Raw genomic sequence first — 16,839 nt, forward strand, 5'->3', positions numbered from 1 at the left:
GGTCAATTCCCCATTTACGTGATCAGAAAAAAAAGCACAAAAAAATCCTCTTGATTTCTCAAGAGGATTTTCGCGGTACCCAGAGCCGGGATCGAACCGGCACGAGTTGCCTCACTGGTGTTTGAGACCAGCGCGTCTACCAATTCCGCCATCTGGGCATTGCTTTTGAATGCGTTGCAAATGTATGGAAATGTTTCATTCTTGCAAAACAAAACCAAGCTTTTTTTAATAAAAAAAAGTGAGAGAAACACCCACCTACAGGTACGTCTCTGAGTCTCATTATTCTATAAAATATATCGCAGATGAAAATTTCTCTTTTTTTTTATATTTTCTAGTTAGGCATGACATATTCCAAGCATAGAACCAGCTTATATGTTGAACTTCTTCAGAGTTCTCACTCATACTGCCCCATAGGCATGGATGACATCCATGACTATTCACATTTAACCTCTTCGTGGTTAATTTTCATTTACACCATTCCGATTAATAACAATATCCAAAAATCCATTGATCATTACCCAGAATAAATCTTGAAGGGATTAAACCTAAATAGGCACAGTTGAAACCTGTGCTTACAAATAACAAAACACAGAACCCCGAAGGTATTCAACCAATCCGTAGTGGAGATCAATTATTAGCCAATTATACATTTATCAATCCTCACACAACAATTTTTAAAAAAAATCACGAAGGGATTGAACTTAAATAACCACAGGTGAAACCTGTGGTTATGAATCAATAGAACAAGAACCCTGAAGGGGTTCAACTAAATCCACAAGCAAAAAAAAGAGGCACCCAATGGATGCCTCTCAATATATTTAAGCTTGTAAAGACTATTTCAGTTTTTTGAATAACTTTTTCATGCTTACTTCTGACTTAATGATATCATATAGTTTCGCAATCTCAACACGCTCTTGAGCCATCGTATCACGATGACGAATTGTTACGGTATTATCTTCTAACGACTGGTGATCTAAAGTTACACAGAAAGGTGTTCCAATAGCATCCTGACGACGGTAACGCTTACCAATAGAGTCTTTCTCGTCGTACTGGCAATTGAAATCAAATTTCAATTCTTTAATAATCTCACGGGCTTTATCAGGTAAACCATCTTTTTTAACCAATGGCATTACACACAGTTTCACTGGCGCCAATGCTGGAGGCAATTTCAGAACAATACGTTCGTCAACTTTACCATCTTCTTTTTCAATTTTTTCTTCCCTGTAGGCTTCCGACATAATCTCGAGGAACATACGGTCTACACCAATTGAGGTTTCAACCACATAGGGTGTATAGCTTGCATTCAACTCAGGATCGAAATATTGAATTTTTTTACCAGAAAATTCCTGGTGTTGTTTCAAGTCAAAATCGGTACGAGAGTGAATTCCTTCAACCTCTTTAAATCCGAATGGGAACTTATATTCAATATCTGTTGCAGCGTTGGCATAGTGAGCCAACTTATCGTGATCATGAAAACGGTATTTATCATCTGAAAAACCAAGAGCTTTGTGCCAGCTCATACGTGTTTCTTTCCATGCCTCGAACCATTTCATCTCCTCACCTGGGCGAACAAAGAACTGAAGTTCCATTTGTTCAAACTCACGCATACGGAAAATAAACTGACGAGCAACAATCTCGTTACGGAATGCCTTACCAATTTGAGCAATACCAAAAGGAATCTTCATACGACCCGTTTTCTGTACATTCAGGTAATTCACAAAAATACCCTGAGCCGTTTCCGGACGAAGGTAAATTTTGCTGCTACCATCAGCAGTTGAACCCATATCGGTTGAAAACATCAAGTTAAACTGACGAACATCAGTCCAATTTTTAGTTCCCGAAACAGGACAAGCAATCTCATTATCGATAATGATTTGCTTCAACTCGTCCAAGTCATTTTTCTCTAAAGCTACAACGAAACGAGCATGCACAGCATCCATCTTTTCTTTGTTAGCCAATACACGAGGATTAGTCGCACGGAATTGAGCCTCATCGAAACTATCACCAAACTTCTTTTGAGCTTTTGCAACTTCCTTATCCATTTTAGCCTCGAACTTAGCCATCAAGTCTTCAATCAAAACGTCAGCTCTGTAACGCTTCTTTGAGTCTTTATTATCAATCAAAGGATCACTAAAAGCATCAACGTGGCCCGATGCTTTCCAAATGGAAGGGTGCATAAAAATAGCAGTATCAATACCAACCACATTCTCGTGCAGTTTTACCATCGAATCCCACCAATACTTTTTAATGTTGTTTTTTAATTCAACACCCAATTGCGCATAATCGTAAACCGCAGATAAACCATCATAAATTTCTGATGATTGAAATACGAATCCGTATTCTTTACAATGAGCTACCAGTTTTTTGAAAACATCTTCCTGAGCCATAGTTTTATATTTAGATTATATTTTTTCTGAAATTGGATAACAAAAGTAGCCGTTCATCTTATAATGAACAAATTCTTAAGCACAAACTGCCTAAGAATCATTCATATTCAAAATAAATTAATCGTCAACTTCTTCAAAATCGACATAGTCACCTACACCTTTTGTGTCGTGCTTGTCTTTATTTGTCGTATTCTTTTCAACAGTTACTTCACCTTCTGGTTTCTCCTGATGTTGTTGCTGCTGCTGATTTTGCTTCTGCTGCATCTTTTCGAAAGTCTTCTTCACAATAACTGGGAAGAAAGCTCGAAACAAAAATTTGATAAGGTAATAGATACCTGCTCCAACTAATATAAATTTTAATAATGCCATATTATTCGATTTTGAAGGACAAATATAAGCATTTCATTTTTTTTTATACCCTTCTTCACTTTTTGCTTTTGGGTGTTCGCTTTTAGACTCTTAAAAGAGCTATAAGCGGTGGGCTTTCCGTTTTAACTCCTCGCTCTTTTTTAGCTTTATTAATCAATCCACAGATTTTGAGTCCACAGTCTTCAACACAAACCCTATTCTTGCATTCTTCGCTGTGGGGTTTTCACTTCCAATAAGCGGAGCGATTCACGAATACTTATTAAATAGGCATGAATGAGTAATCCCTAACACAAAACTTGATTCTATATTTCGTATAAGCAGTCAATTTTGGCGCTTATCGAAAGTATGTTAAAGCCTCAAATCTATTTATTATTAAACCTTTTTATCCTCCACTATACTTGCTTATATTCATAGCCTGAATTTATTTCAGAATCTATTTTGAAAAACATGCAAAACATACGAAATATAGCTGTGCTGGCTCATGTAGATGCTGGTAAAACAACAATAACTGAAAATCTCCTTTTTCTTGGTGGAGCAACACGAAAAATGGGAAGTGTCGATTCGGGAAGTGCCATCACCGATTCGCTTCAAGTAGAAAAAGAACGTGGTATTTCGGTACGCTCTGCTTGCACCTCCTTTATTTGGAAAGACACGCAGATTAATTTGATTGATACACCAGGTCACGTCGATTTTTCGGCCGAAGTGGAACGCGTCCTTCGAGTCTTAGATGCTGCCATACTCGTTGTTTCGGCCGCAGAAGGCGTCCAAGCACATACACATACTTTATACGAAGCTCTTCGTGAACGAGACATTCCTGTTCTGATTTTCATCAATAAAATTGATCGTTCTGGAGCCGATGTCCTTCAGGTTATTCAAGATTTACAAAAGGAACTAAAAGCGCCTGTCTTTTCTCTCCAATCTTGCTTAGAGGAAGGTAGTAATGAAGCTGCAATTTGTGATTTATGGCAAGATGAAACCAACGAGTTGGGAGAAGAACTAAGAGAATTATCTCTCGAGGTCTTAGCCAATACCGACGAGGAAGTCCTCGAAAAGTATTTGGATGGAGAAAAATTGGATCCCTCTTACTGTATTTCTAAAGCTCAGCACTTGTGCAAGCAGTCAAAAATAAACCCTGTATTATTGGGAGTGGCTAAAAATGGCTCGGGAATGACTGAATTACTCGATGCTATTGTGACTTATTTTCCCAATGCATCCGCAGAATCAGATATCGAACCCTCAGCTCTGGTATTTAAAATTGAACACGATAAAACCCTGGGGCGTTTGGCGCATATTCGAATGTTTGGAGGAAGTTTGAAAAACAGAGATAGCATACGGAATGTAATTGCTAACAGAGATGAGAAAGTTGCTCAGATCCGAAAGATTTACACCAATAAACAAGTTGATATTGGGAGCTTGCAAGCTGGAGATATAGGTTTGGTAAGTGGTATGCCAGAAGTCCAGGTTGGCGATATATTAGGAAATAAAAATGGTATTCCCGAAAATACAACACTGCAAATTCCACTACTGATTGTTGGCGTTAAATCAAAAAATGAGGCCGATTATGCCAAGCTTGCTGAAGCCTTGCAAGAACTTTCAAGTGAAGATCCTTTATTGCAATTTGAATGGTTCAAAGAAGATCGGGAAATGAATCTTCATATCATGGGAACCATCCAAATGGAAATTTTGGAGATGCTTCTTCGTAGTCGATTTGGCATAGAAGTCAGTTTTGACGAACCAACTGTTGTATATAAAGAAACACCCGCAAAAGAAATTGAAGGCTATATTCGTTACACCATGCCAAAGCCATGTTGGGCAGTCTTACGATTCAAAATTGAACCAGGAGAAAGAGGTTGCGGCGTAGTTTACGAATCGACAGTTGGGGTTAACGATGTTCTACAAAAATATCAAAACGAAGTGGAACGAACCATCCCTAAAGCTTTGGAACAAGGAATAAAAGGATGGGAAGTTACAGACATCAGAATTACACTCATAGAGGGAGAAGATCACGAGATGCATTCACGTCCTGGTGATTTTATGATAGCGACTCCAATGGGACTAATGAAAGGCTTGAAAGAAGCCAACACAAACTTATTAGAGCCCGTATTGAAGTTCAGAATATCTGCACCAGAAGAATTTCTTGGAAAAATTGCGAGTGAATTGAATCAGATGCGAGCTGTATTTGCCAATCCTGAATTCGACGATGGGAAATTTCACCTAGAGGGGGAAGTTCCAGCTGCGACATCTATGGATTTTAATATCCGTTTAAGTTCACTTACTGGCGGTAAAGGGAAAGTGAAGTTTGGCTTTTCTGGCTATCAAGATTGCCCCGAAGGAGAAGGGAAAGAGAGAGAATATAAAGGGGTTAATCCTCTGGACGAAAGCCAGTGGATACTACATGCCAGAGGTGCTTTTAAAACCAATGAATGGCGAATGTAATTAAATCATTTACCATAATACCCAAAGAGCTTATCCTTTCAGACAAGCTCTTTTTTTTAAAATATTAATAATGAGAAATTACTCTTCAATTTCTTTTCTAGTTTGTTCTTTTATTTTTTCCATATGCTCAAGAATTAGATCTTCCTGAATTTTACAAACATCCTTCTTCTTAGTTTTTTTACGACAACCAAACATCATATTCAAACCAAAACGAAAATTAGCTGTTTGAGCCGTGTTTGGATTCATAGCAAGAATATTATCACTCACCGCATAAATTTGGAAAGGTCCCAACTTGGCAGCAATACCAGCGCCAATATTATTGTACGAGTTATTCACCATAGAATAACTTACCGATGCCGAAAAATTACGAATCACACGAGTATTAGCCGATAAAGTTAAAGAAGGACGAAACTTCCCATCATAAATCTCAGTACGACTGACTGCTCCAAGATTAATACGCTCATTCAGCTCATATGAACCTCCTAAATACACTTTAGTCGGCAAAGCTTTAGAATAAGATCCTGTATTATCTCTGAATCGGAAAGCATCTGAAATGGAATCCGTCAAATCTTCCATTACATCCTCAATCTCGCGATAGTTAGGATCATTCGAATTTCCTGACTGTGACCAATCGCCACCTTTCCAATCAAAACTTGCATCTTGATACAACTCATACGAATCATTCCACTTAATACCTCCAATATCTAGTATACTAGCATAGAAAGTTGTTCTATCATCGAATTGGTATGTCGCTCCTAAATCAAAAGCAAAACCCTTATTATTAGTTCCTGAAAAGAAGTTTGCATCCATATCATCATCCAAAACATCGATATCGTCAATGTAATTTGTTCCATCATCAGCAATCTTTTGTGTTATATCAAGAGGCATAGATACTTTCATTAATTGCTTAGAACGTAGCTGAACCAAATCACCCGATTCTGATGTAAAAACCGATAAATTAGATTGATCCATATGCATATTGGCAACTCCAAAAAGCATCTTAGCTTTTATACCCACAGTCAACTTCTCAGTAACTTGTTTCGATACACCCAGTGCAACTTCATTATAGGCAGTCCCCTCAAGTCCTATAGCACCCAAATTTGCTGTACGTCCCATGTATCCGGCATTACCATCCTTAAAAAAAGAAATTAAACCTTTATCAAAACCTAAACGGGTATCAACTTTTGAACTCACATCAAGTGTGAAAAACATTTTCTTGGCACGAATTCCCAAAGATAAAAATGTATAATCTAATTGATTTGAAATTATATTTGTCGATTTCAAAGCATCGTGGAAACTATTAATATCCACAACTAATGAATCCTTCTGTAAGCCCGTTCCGTCTTTAATGATATCATTATAAGTGAAACCATTATTGGCGTAATTAAAGTAGATTGAACTCAAACCTGGAAAGCCAATAAAGACTTTGCATTCTGGCTGAATTGCTGGATTCAACTGATTGCTTTGAGGCACATTCTGCATTAAATACAGTGTGTTATTCATTTTTTGTGCTGAGGCTAAATTTGTCACTATTAATCCGACAAATAACAGCAGGCTATATTTTATTATTGTTTTATGCATGTGTATAAAAGCTTAAGGTTATTTAGATAGGTCAAGTTGTGCATTTACCGCAATTGAAAATTTCAACTTATCGGTTCCTTTAAGTTTCACAGACTGTGTTCCATCACCAGATGTATTCACAGAAGCTTTAATAATGATATTTTCAGTATCATTCAAACTCTTAATCTGATCTGCAGTCAATTCAATTCTACTAATCTCCTTAGTAATTGTAGATGCATCTACCTCACCCGTTGCAGTAACTCCTGCAGCCTTGATAATACTTTCATTCGAAATTGTTGAAAGTACTGCGAAACTTGCATCAGTAAACAATACGTTTTCAATTATAACATCCAATGGTAAGCCATTCTCCGATGTGATAATAATGGCAGCCTTTATCATCTTCTCTGCATCATCAATATCAACTTCATCAATGGTATCAGAAATACTTAAATTGTCAGCCTTGAAATCCATTGGGATATCCATTTCTAAATCTGCAGAAATAGATGATGTCCCTGTGATAATATTGATATCATTCCCTGGAGCTAACGGATTATAGTCTAAAGGATTAATTATTACACTACCCGAATAAGTAATATTTCCTGAAGGAGGCAAAGCCATAAACGGTACAATCTGAGAATTATCCTTATTATATATGATTGAGACTTCTATACCTTCTAATACCTCGGCTTCAGTTTTAGGATAATCTGGTAACTGATCAAGAGGATCTAGATTTAAGGTAACTCCATCAGAATTTGAAGCTGTCATATTAGCTAACACCTTAAAAGGTACGCCAACCTTATTGTTCAAAACTAGTTTTATACTTGGATCAGCGAAAGTGAATTCACCATCGATGTCATCCCAGAAGTCAACACCCAAGTCGATATCACCAGAACCAATATCGATAGTTTGATCACCAAAATCACCTTTGGCAACATCAAAATTAACATCTTGTAATTTATAACTTATCCCTAATTGAGAGCCGCTAGAAACTACATCTACTCCATCATCCTTAACAAGAATTTCAAAATTTATTTTAACTGTGTTTTGCGTTGTATTATCATCTATTACAAATGGCAAAGTCGTACCAGATAGGTTCCATACAAAACTCTGAGAGGAATTAGATATCACTACATCAATCAATTTCTCCTCAATAAGATTATTATCAACTAGATCATGTAAAGAAACTTTTATCTCAATATTTTTATTAATTGGATTTGAAATAGTAAAGTTTAGATTAGCTCCAAAAGTAACTTCTGAAAGAATAATTTGACTATCACCTGTTTCAAATGCGAAATTACTTTCTACATTAAAACTTTTATCTCCTAATAATTGGGAACCGTTGGGAAACGTACCGATATCTTTACTTGCATCATTTTCAAGTTGATTGTCATTTGGAAACTCTAAGACTTCGTCAACAGAATATTCAAAAATATTAGCTTCGGTATATTTGATGTGAATTAAACCATCATCACCAAGAACAATTGTTTGATCAGCTGATACTGCCTTATGCTGATTCAACAAATACCAAAGACTATACTCTCCATAACCAACAGGTGCTACAAAATTTGGTTGCCAATCAATTTTATCAGATAATTTATCGAAATCATAGTCATCAGAATCAACGCATGATTTAAATGGCATAGTCAAGCAACAAAACAAGACTAGCAAAATAGGGATTTGGAGTTTCTTTTTCATATAGATAATGATTTGTGTCGTTTAAAATTATAATACTATCAGTAATTATCCGCAAAAGTAAACACCCTTTTCAAAACATAATCGTTCACTCCACATTTAATTAAACACCAAATATAGGCTTTTTATCACTGAATATCACAGTTTAACGGAATAATTCAACAGGAAGTTACGATCATCACATGCGAATAAGTAGAAGCCTTTTTGTGTTCCTTTCGAAAAAGCAATTGAAAAAGCAGTGTTTCCCTTTAATGGGAAGCCTTTGTGATTATCCCCATTGGTATTGATGAGATGTAACTCATTATCATGTTTTAAACAAATTCCTATCTCGCATTTATTTCTCGAAAACCGATAAACTGCAGGAGCTCCATAAATAGTCGAAGAAAATTCCTTTTCTAAAATCTCACTCCCATTCGTTTCGTATACATGCAATTTATTCTGGTCACTTATAATATATTCAGATGCACCATCAGCATCAATATCTCTAGCTACAAAATGATGATCATTATCTAAACCAGTTATATTTTTGGTCTCAACATTACCATTCATATAGAAATACTGGATATTTCCTTCTCTATCGGTAGTAACCAATCTATCTAAATTCTTAGAGTTAGCACTCTCAAAGTAGAAAATATTATTCTTCGATTTAGCAATCTGCTTCTTAGGTTTTAAGCGAATTTGCCCTTTCCTATTCAGGATATATACACGATATTCATCAGCAAAAACAATATAATCCTTACTCTTTATTCTAAAATGTTGCACTTCACTAATAATAGGATTTTCTGCTTTTTTAAATTTCCACCCATCTAATATCTTTCCATCTTTTGAATAAGCGTATATTTTTTGATCAAGTCCTGGCACAAAAAATCGATAATTTCTATTCTTGCTGTAATCAAAAACAGACAAGCCTCTTACAGCTTTAGATCGTAATAGAACAGGATAATTTCTTACATCTTTACCATTTCTATCGACTAGATATAATTTATCTTCCGTAACAAACACATATTGCAACTTATTATTTCTGAATAAATCCACTTGGCTAACATCACCCACAATAGAAGATGATAAAGGTTTTTTCCATAGAATACGACCCGATGCAGGATTGATAAGATAAAGCTGATTACTTAGATCCTGAACCAAAATTTCCTTCTCTTGAGTATAATGGTTCTTTACCAAGAAAGGTTTATGCACAAAAGCTGTATCAAGACGCGATTCCCAAACTGTTTGAGGAGCCAACTCTAAGACAGGATTGTGTTTCACAAAAATATTATTGTAAATCAAATCTTCATTGACACTCATTTGTAGTCCAATGGCTTGAAACTTATTGAGGCTTTCTCTTTGTTCTAAAATATCAGTTTGATAATTCTCACCCAAGAAACTGGTAACTACCTTATTTGATCGAGGCATTGAGGTATAAAAGAAGAAATTCGCCTTATTCGATAAATATTCCTTGCTCTCATCATAGACAGGATCTTTATCTAACGTTTTTCTTAGGAAAGAGGCATGAATAAATTCTGATAACTGAGCTTTAGTTTTTCCAAAAATCAAATAATTTTCAAAAATGGTAACATAGTTAGAAGGAGCTCCCTTAAACATGCGACCAAATATCTTCTCAAATATCAAATCATCGGGCATTCTAAAAACATCGAATCTTGTTGCACCATCTAGCTTTATAGTTGTCGAATAATACGACAAGCTGCGTTTGGTTTTTTCAGCATAAGCCGCTAACATACTCACCAACTTCTCTTTGGCTGCACTTGCTGATTTAGTTCTAATGATTGAAAATTCCTTATCTGTCTGGTTATCCAGATAAACAAGAGCTATTTCCCTATGGATTAGTGAGTAAAACAACTTCTCAAAATCGATTCCAGTTTTATTCTTCAATATTTTTAATCCCGCTAAGTAATTCTCTAAACCATCATTCCCTTCAAGAAATTTACGATATGCATTCTTGTGTTGATTTGGATCATTTAATCCTAAAATCGCAACTAAGCCTGAATTTGCTGGTAAAATAGATTCCATCTCCATTTTAACGGCATCCTGCTTCATGAACACGTTCAAATAATTATTTTCTTGTTGATTGGAATAAGTAAAACCATTCAGAAGAACCAAATGATCACGGAAGCTTAAATCCAATTCAACCCAATTCCCAAGATGAGAATAATGGTTTATATGTGATTTTAAATCCTTATCAAATAGGCTTGCAAACTGTTTTTGGCATTTCTTAAGGTTAAAATAAATATTAGCATCTACATTTTCACCCTTCGTCTTATAAATCTGATCAAAGCCCATCGATTCGCTAATAGAACCAGATTCATCAAGTTGTCTAACAGAATTTTCAAGATAAATCATGGATGAACTGACCATCATTAATCCTTTTGAAAAACAGAAATGCAAATATTCCTTTCCAGAATTAGATTTTGGTAGCGTATATAAACTCACGCCATTGTATTTTCGATTGATCAATGCTTTTTGAGAATTCAATTTATCTTGAATGAAAGATTGAATTCTTTTCTCTTCAAGGTAACTGCGAACTGGAAGAACATAGAGGTATTCAACCTGATTTTTTCCCATGATCTGACTTGCAATCGTCAAGGATCGATCTAAATCCAATTCTGCCTCAGAAGATGGGTCGTTTATAAGATTTGAAAAATCTTTTAAGTTATTGTCAATATCACTAAGGGTTTTAAATTGACAAAGCTCTTTCCACACACCTTGATTATCGCTAAGTTTAGAAATCAATTCTTCCAAGTCATCAAAATGTATCATAATTTCAGAAGAGGCGGGAATAGCTAAGAAGTGATCACTAGTCTTATATTCTTCCTGTTTTTGCATATATAAATAAGCCAAAACAAGTATTCCTATAAAGAATATGGCTATTAGGGGAATCAAACTTTTTTTTAGCATACAAACAGTTTTTCTATAGCAGATTTTGAACAACAGAAACAAAATTAACATTTTATACTTAAACTACATGATACCTTTTAGCCTGCTTTTATTAAAAAAACAGATGTTTCTAAGGCCCTATTTTTAATTTGAAGATCTGTTATATCTTTGCAGTCAAATAAAAAGACAACAATAGAGATTTTAGTCGGTCTGAATTAAGTATTTACATCAGATCAATATTGTGTTTTTGACATCATTGTGCTAGCTCTTAATACAGGTTATAAAGTGAAGATAGGAAATTTAGATTTAGGGAATCAGCCAGTGTTACTGGCACCCATGGAAGATGTGACCAACCCACCATTTCGTTTGTTGTGTAAGCAATATGGTGCCGATTTAATGTACACCGAATTTGTATCATCTGATGCACTTATTCGCTTGGTAAATCGTACAATGAAAAAACTGACCATTCTTGATGATGAACGTCCTGTTGCCATTCAAATGTATGGCAAGGAAGTCGAAGCTATGGTTGGAGCTGCCAAAATTATTGAGCAAGCTAATCCTGAATTTATTGATATAAACTTTGGTTGCCCTGTTCGTAAAGTAGCGACAAAGGGAGCTGGGGCAGGTATGCTTCAGAATATTCCTTTGATGCTAAAGATTACCGAAGAAGTTGTTAAAGCTGTCAATATTCCTGTCACGGTTAAAACCCGATTAGGCTGGGATGAAGATTCTAAAATCATTGTCGATCTTGCAGAACAACTACAAGACACTGGGATTCAAGCATTAACCGTTCATGGTCGAACCCGTTGCCAAATGTACACTGGGAAAGCTGATTGGGATATGATTGGGAAGGTGAAAAACAACCCACGTATACATATCCCTATTATAGGGAATGGCGATATTACAAACCCTATTATAGCTAAAGAGGCTTTCGATAGATATGGTGTGGATGCCATTATGATTGGACGTGCAGCTGTTGGCAAGCCATGGATCTTTCGTGATGTGAAACATTATCTGAAAACTGGTGAACTTTTACCTCCAGCTACAGTTTCTCAGCAAGTTGAAATGCTAAAACAACAAATAGATGCTGCTATCGATTGGATAGATGAAACACGTGGTATTCTTCATATGCGACGACATATGGCAGGTATGTTTAAAGGTCTTTACAATTTTAAGCAAACTCGTATTCAAATGCTTCGTTCAGGAAATTATGATGAACTGATGCTAATACTTGATGGTATTTCAGATCAATGGGGAGAAAGCATTTCTGAAGATTAGATATTCTAAGTCATACAAATAAAAAAGCTGGTCAAGTCGAATGACTTACCAGCTTTTTTTATTTTATCTTATTAAGCTTACTTCATCAACTTGGGTAACTCGCTTACAAAGTATGCCGGATTTGTAATCTTATAATCTTCGCTACGCTTACTCCAGGTCATAGTCGCCTTTGTAACGATATTCGACTGCAATAAAGCAATTTGTTCCAGACTTAAATTCAATTGAGTTCTATAAGTTGAAAAACCATATTTCACATACTCCTTAGGCTCAAATTCCTCGGTATAAATAAGGTCAACAACTTGGCCTCCCATCAACTCAAGGCTAATTTTGTTTCCTTTTTTAATGTAACCAAAGTAAGAAAACCCTTCACCAGTCATCACTTTCCAATCAATCATTAAACTCACTCTTCCATCCTTAGAAATAAGATTAAAGTCAGCGTTTACGATATTTTTATGCTTGAAATATTTTAAAAGTTTGGCACTTGGCCCCTTTATGAAATTTAGCTTCTCGGTTTCAGCATCTTTTAATTCAATCTTAGCATTGATTACTTTTACCTTCGCAGTAATGGCAGCAGTCATCGTTTTACCTTTATCGTCAGGTTTATCATCTACATATTTCCAGGTGCCATTATCAAATAAAACAACGACTCTACCGGTGTTTGTTTTTGCAATTTGTTGTGCTTGTGAAGACATACCAACACCAACAAAAAATAAAATAAAAAGAAAGATTCGAGTCATAGTGTTTAAATTTTAGTTCTGATTATGATTCTCAAGCACAACCAATATAATAAACGCTAAGGTACAGTTTTATTGTGCTGAAGAGTTTTGTAATGTGAGAAGATTAAGCAATAAAATGCATTAACCTACATTTAAGAACTTACGGGTAAGATATCTAACAGGTAAACGAGAAGCCAAATAACCAATAATTACAACGGTTATAAATACAATCAAGACATCTACTAGTTCAATTTTAACAGGGTATTGAGAAAAGATAAAACTATCTGCTCCTCCTATTTTAACAAAACCATATTTAAGCTGTAACAGACATATTATAACACCTAAAGCTGTTCCTATCAATGCTCCTGATAAGGAAATTAACCAACCTTCGATTAAGAAAATTCGTTGAATCAATTTTTTATTTGCTCCAATACTTCTAAGTGTCTCAATATCGTTTTGCTTATCGATAATCAGCATACTCATAGATCCAATAATATTAAAAGAGGCAATGACCAAAATAAAAGATAGAATAAAAAAGATAGCTGTCTTCTCTGTTTCCATCATTTTAAAAAGAACATCATGCTGTTGAAAACGATTCTTAACCACATAATCCCCACCTAAAAGGTTTTGAATATGCTCTTGAACCTCATCAGACTGATCAAGATCTTTAAGTTTAATTTCAATAGCACTAACAGCTTCTTTCCTCTCAAACAAGCGGCGTGCAAAAGCCATAGGAACTAGTACGTATTGCGAATCAAAATCCTCTTGAATGGCAAATACACCTTTGGGATAAAGAAAATCCATCTTAAAAGCATCAATAGGATTAAGGCCAATTTTTGCATTTCTACGAGGGACGTAAAATTTTATAGGATCGATAAAATTTAAGCCTATACCTAAATTTCCTGCCACGCCATATCCTAATACAGCAGATTCATGATTTCCCCGATCCAAAATAAACTCTCCATCAATCATCATGGTATCAATACCGGTCATCAAAGTAAAATCTTCACTTACACCTTTCACAATGGCTGGGCGTTGACGATTTCCATATTTCAGAAGGGCATTATCTTCTAAGGCTTCTGCATAAAACAGAACCTTATCCATCTTCTTGATTTGAGCAAATTCCGAAGAATTGGGAATAAAGGTTTTACCAGTTAGGGGTAAAATCTTAAGATCAGGATCAAAACTCCCAAACAAATTCCCAATCAAGACATTAAGGCCATTAAAAGCCGATAACACAATAATTAATGCCATGGTTCCCAAACTCACACCAACCACCGATATCATAGAAATGATATTGATTACATTCTGTTTCTTTTTAGAAACCAGGTAGCGTTTGGCTATGTAGAAAGGTAAATTCAAATGGCTAGCTTATAAAATCGATGATCTTTAGAATTTAGGAATAAGGGCAATTATTTTTTCAAAAGAGAATCAATATTTGCAATATAATCAAGTGAATCGTCTACAAAGAAAGATAAAGAGGGAACAACTCTCAATTGTTTTCCTACTCGATTACCCAATAAACGACGCATATTTTTCGTTTGAATTTTCACTTCCTTCAAAACAGCTTCGGCCTGATCTGAAGGGAAGATACTTAAATAAACTCTTGCTAATCCCAGATCAGGACTAATTCTAACTCGTGTAACAGAAATCATCTTTCCTTGAAAAAGGTTACGTGATTCCATTTGAAAAATCTCACTTAAATCCTTTTGCAACAATCTTGATATCTTACTCTGTCTGGTTGATTCCATTATATATGATTTTCTTTGTTTCTAATTTATCTTGGCAAAGATAGGGATTAATCTATAATAGATAGTATTCCTTTAATATTGAACGATTTTATTTAAACAAATTTCAGCAACTAGCCTAAAAACCACATCTAGTTTAACAAGAATATCTGTTCATTTGGACAAAAAGTCAACTTTTTAACAAAATAAATTACTTATATTTAAGCTTATAATTTACTTGTTAATCTATAACGTTAAGTTGACATATGCCTCTAATTAACTCCATTGTTACCTGGTTCAATACCAAACGCCTTTCGGAAATTGATTTCACGAAAGAGCATCCTATTGATACACAACACGAAGTTTTAACCAAACTTTTAGACAATGCTAAAAATACAGAGTGGGGAAAAAAATATGATTTCCAAACGATTAACACCTTAAGTGATTTTAAACAACGTCTTCCAATCCAAACATATGAAGATATTGAACCTTACGTTGATAGATTACGTAGAGGAGAACAAAATATATTTTGGCCTAGCGAAATAAAATGGTTTGCAAAATCATCAGGCACAACGAATTCTAAAAGTAAGTTTATTCCCGTGAGCAAAGAAGCCATGGAAGATTGTCATTTCAGAGGCGGAAAAGATATCCTAACACTTTACACATCACTTTTCCCAGACACGGGTATACTAAAAGGGAAAGGACTCACCTTAGGTGGATCTCATCAAATAAATAACCTTAGTAATGAATCCTATTATGGCGATCTGTCAGCAATTTTAATTCAAAACTTACCATTTTGGGCTGATTTTATCCGTACACCCGATTCATCTATTGTTCTTTTAGAAGAATGGGAGGAAAAACTTGATAGAATGACTGAGGCTACTCTTAACGAGAATGTCACCAGCCTTTCAGGTGTTCCATCATGGTATTTGGTTTTATTAAAACATGTATTAAAAGTTAGTGGAAAAAAGAGCATTCATGAAATTTGGCCCAATTTAGAATTATTCGTTCATGGTGGTGTCTGTTTTGATCCTTATCGCGATCAATTCAACTCACTTCTTGCTCCGGAAAAGATGAATTATATGGAAACCTATAATGCATCAGAAGGTTTTTTTGGTATTCAAAACGATCTTCATGACAAATCCATGTTACTCATGCTCGATTATGGCATTTACTATGAATTTATTCCTCTAGAGAATGTTAACGATGAGAATCCAAAAGTTTTAAGTCTCGAAGATGTTGAATTATATACTAATTATGCCATTATCATCACAACAAATGGAGGTTTGTGGCGCTATCAAATTGGAGATACCGTTCAATTCACATCCCTAAAGCCATATAAATTCAAAATATCTGGAAGAACGAAGCTTTTTATAAATGCTTTTGGAGAAGAAATAATTATCGATAACGCTGAAAAAGCCATGCAAATGGCTTGCACTAAAACCAATGCCATTCTAAAAGAATATATGGGTGCACCAATTTATATGGCAGATAACAGAAAAGGCGCACACCAGTGGTTAATCGAATTTGAAAAAGCTCCTGCAAGCATAGATGAATTCAACTACCTTCTAGACAATGCATTGATGAGTCAAAACTCCGATTATGAAGCTAAGCGTTATAAGAACATAACTCTAGATAAGCCTGTTATCACAATAGCACGACCTGGATTATTCTACGATTGGTTAAAGAAAAAGGGTAAATTGGGAGGCCAAAATAAAGTACCTCGTCTAGCCAATAATAGAGATTTGATTGATGAAGTTTTAAGCATGAATCAGATTTAAAATACAA

The 16,839-nt window shown here is 35.2% G+C and carries 11 protein-coding genes and 1 tRNA gene; 3 read left to right on the top strand and 9 right to left on the bottom strand.

Going from position 1 to position 16,839, the window contains the following annotated elements; genetic code table 11:
- Positions 1-76: 76 nt before the first annotated feature.
- The 3 genes from ACXR6G_RS04360 to ACXR6G_RS04370 form a co-directional block, all read right to left on the bottom strand.
- Positions 77-158 (bottom strand) — tRNA-Leu (locus ACXR6G_RS04360).
- A gap of 675 nt (positions 159-833) precedes the next feature.
- Complete coding sequence (locus tag ACXR6G_RS04365) at positions 834-2,387, bottom strand: glycine--tRNA ligase (RefSeq protein ID WP_458360178.1); 1,554 nt, start codon at positions 2,385-2,387, stop codon at positions 834-836.
- A gap of 117 nt (positions 2,388-2,504) precedes the next feature.
- Complete coding sequence (locus ACXR6G_RS04370) at positions 2,505-2,756, bottom strand: DUF4834 family protein (RefSeq protein ID WP_458360179.1); 252 nt, start codon at positions 2,754-2,756, stop codon at positions 2,505-2,507.
- A 447-nt stretch (positions 2,757-3,203) separates the two neighbouring features.
- On the opposite strand from ACXR6G_RS04370, the gene ACXR6G_RS04375 reads away from it, so the two are divergent.
- Positions 3,204-5,192 carry a GTP-binding protein gene (locus ACXR6G_RS04375; RefSeq protein WP_458360180.1) on the top strand — a complete coding sequence of 663 codons (1,989 nt, stop codon included), beginning with the start codon at positions 3,204-3,206 and terminating at the stop codon, positions 5,190-5,192.
- Positions 5,193-5,270: 78 nt separating this feature from the next.
- Here ACXR6G_RS04375 and ACXR6G_RS04380 read toward each other — a convergent pair whose 3' ends face one another.
- The 3 genes from ACXR6G_RS04380 to ACXR6G_RS04390 all read right to left on the bottom strand — a co-directional run bounded on the left by ACXR6G_RS04380 (position 5,271) and on the right by ACXR6G_RS04390 (position 11,351).
- Positions 5,271-6,695 (bottom strand): DUF5723 family protein, encoded by a 1,425-nt coding sequence (locus tag ACXR6G_RS04380; RefSeq protein WP_458360181.1) that lies wholly within the window; start codon positions 6,693-6,695, stop codon positions 5,271-5,273.
- A gap of 96 nt (positions 6,696-6,791) precedes the next feature.
- Complete coding sequence (locus tag ACXR6G_RS04385; protein WP_458360182.1) at positions 6,792-8,447, bottom strand: hypothetical protein; 1,656 nt, start codon at positions 8,445-8,447, stop codon at positions 6,792-6,794.
- 135 nt (positions 8,448-8,582) lie between these two features.
- Positions 8,583-11,351: a DUF3352 domain-containing protein gene (locus ACXR6G_RS04390; protein ID WP_458360183.1), complete on the bottom strand. Its 2,769-nt coding sequence runs from the start codon at positions 11,349-11,351 to the stop codon at positions 8,583-8,585.
- A gap of 264 nt (positions 11,352-11,615) precedes the next feature.
- Here ACXR6G_RS04390 and dusB point away from each other — a divergent pair, with 264 nt between their 5' ends.
- On the top strand, positions 11,616-12,608 hold the full coding sequence (dusB, locus tag ACXR6G_RS04395) for a tRNA dihydrouridine synthase DusB (RefSeq protein WP_458360184.1): 993 nt from the start codon (positions 11,616-11,618) through the stop codon (positions 12,606-12,608).
- A gap of 77 nt (positions 12,609-12,685) precedes the next feature.
- Here dusB and ACXR6G_RS04400 read toward each other — a convergent pair whose 3' ends face one another.
- The 3 genes from ACXR6G_RS04400 to rbfA all read right to left on the bottom strand — a co-directional run bounded on the left by ACXR6G_RS04400 (position 12,686) and on the right by rbfA (position 15,075).
- Positions 12,686-13,345, bottom strand: coding sequence for a hypothetical protein (locus ACXR6G_RS04400; protein WP_458360185.1), 660 nt, complete (start codon positions 13,343-13,345; stop codon positions 12,686-12,688).
- A 120-nt stretch (positions 13,346-13,465) separates the two neighbouring features.
- Complete coding sequence (locus ACXR6G_RS04405; protein WP_458360186.1) at positions 13,466-14,686, bottom strand: FtsX-like permease family protein; 1,221 nt, start codon at positions 14,684-14,686, stop codon at positions 13,466-13,468.
- A 50-nt stretch (positions 14,687-14,736) separates the two neighbouring features.
- Entirely contained in the window at positions 14,737-15,075 is a 339-nt protein-coding gene (rbfA, locus tag ACXR6G_RS04410) for a 30S ribosome-binding factor RbfA (protein ID WP_458360187.1), read from the bottom strand.
- A 242-nt stretch (positions 15,076-15,317) separates the two neighbouring features.
- Between rbfA and ACXR6G_RS04415 the strand changes: the two genes are divergently transcribed.
- Positions 15,318-16,832, top strand: a complete 1,515-nt coding sequence (locus tag ACXR6G_RS04415) for a GH3 auxin-responsive promoter family protein (protein WP_458360188.1) — start codon at positions 15,318-15,320, stop codon at positions 16,830-16,832.
- Positions 16,833-16,839 lie beyond the last annotated feature (7 nt).

The sequence above is a fragment of the Ancylomarina sp. YFZ004 genome, assembly GCF_054254355.1.

Excerpts from the sequence above, each read along its gene's own strand:
- ACXR6G_RS04365 (WP_458360178.1), bottom strand. The coding sequence starts at position 2,387 with ATGGCTCAGGAAGATGTTTTCAAAAAACTGGTAGCTCATTGTAAAGAA.
- ACXR6G_RS04370 (WP_458360179.1), bottom strand. The coding sequence starts at position 2,756 with ATGGCATTATTAAAATTTATATTAGTTGGAGCAGGTATCTATTACCTT.
- ACXR6G_RS04375 (WP_458360180.1), top strand. The coding sequence starts at position 3,204 with ATGCAAAACATACGAAATATAGCTGTGCTGGCTCATGTAGATGCTGGT.
- ACXR6G_RS04380 (WP_458360181.1), bottom strand. The coding sequence starts at position 6,695 with ATGAATAACACACTGTATTTAATGCAGAATGTGCCTCAAAGCAATCAG.
- ACXR6G_RS04385 (WP_458360182.1), bottom strand. The coding sequence starts at position 8,447 with ATGAAAAAGAAACTCCAAATCCCTATTTTGCTAGTCTTGTTTTGTTGC.
- ACXR6G_RS04390 (WP_458360183.1), bottom strand. The coding sequence starts at position 11,351 with ATGCTAAAAAAAAGTTTGATTCCCCTAATAGCCATATTCTTTATAGGA.
- ACXR6G_RS04400 (WP_458360185.1), bottom strand. The coding sequence starts at position 13,345 with ATGACTCGAATCTTTCTTTTTATTTTATTTTTTGTTGGTGTTGGTATG.
- rbfA (WP_458360187.1), bottom strand. The coding sequence starts at position 15,075 with ATGGAATCAACCAGACAGAGTAAGATATCAAGATTGTTGCAAAAGGAT.
- ACXR6G_RS04415 (WP_458360188.1), top strand. The coding sequence starts at position 15,318 with ATGCCTCTAATTAACTCCATTGTTACCTGGTTCAATACCAAACGCCTT.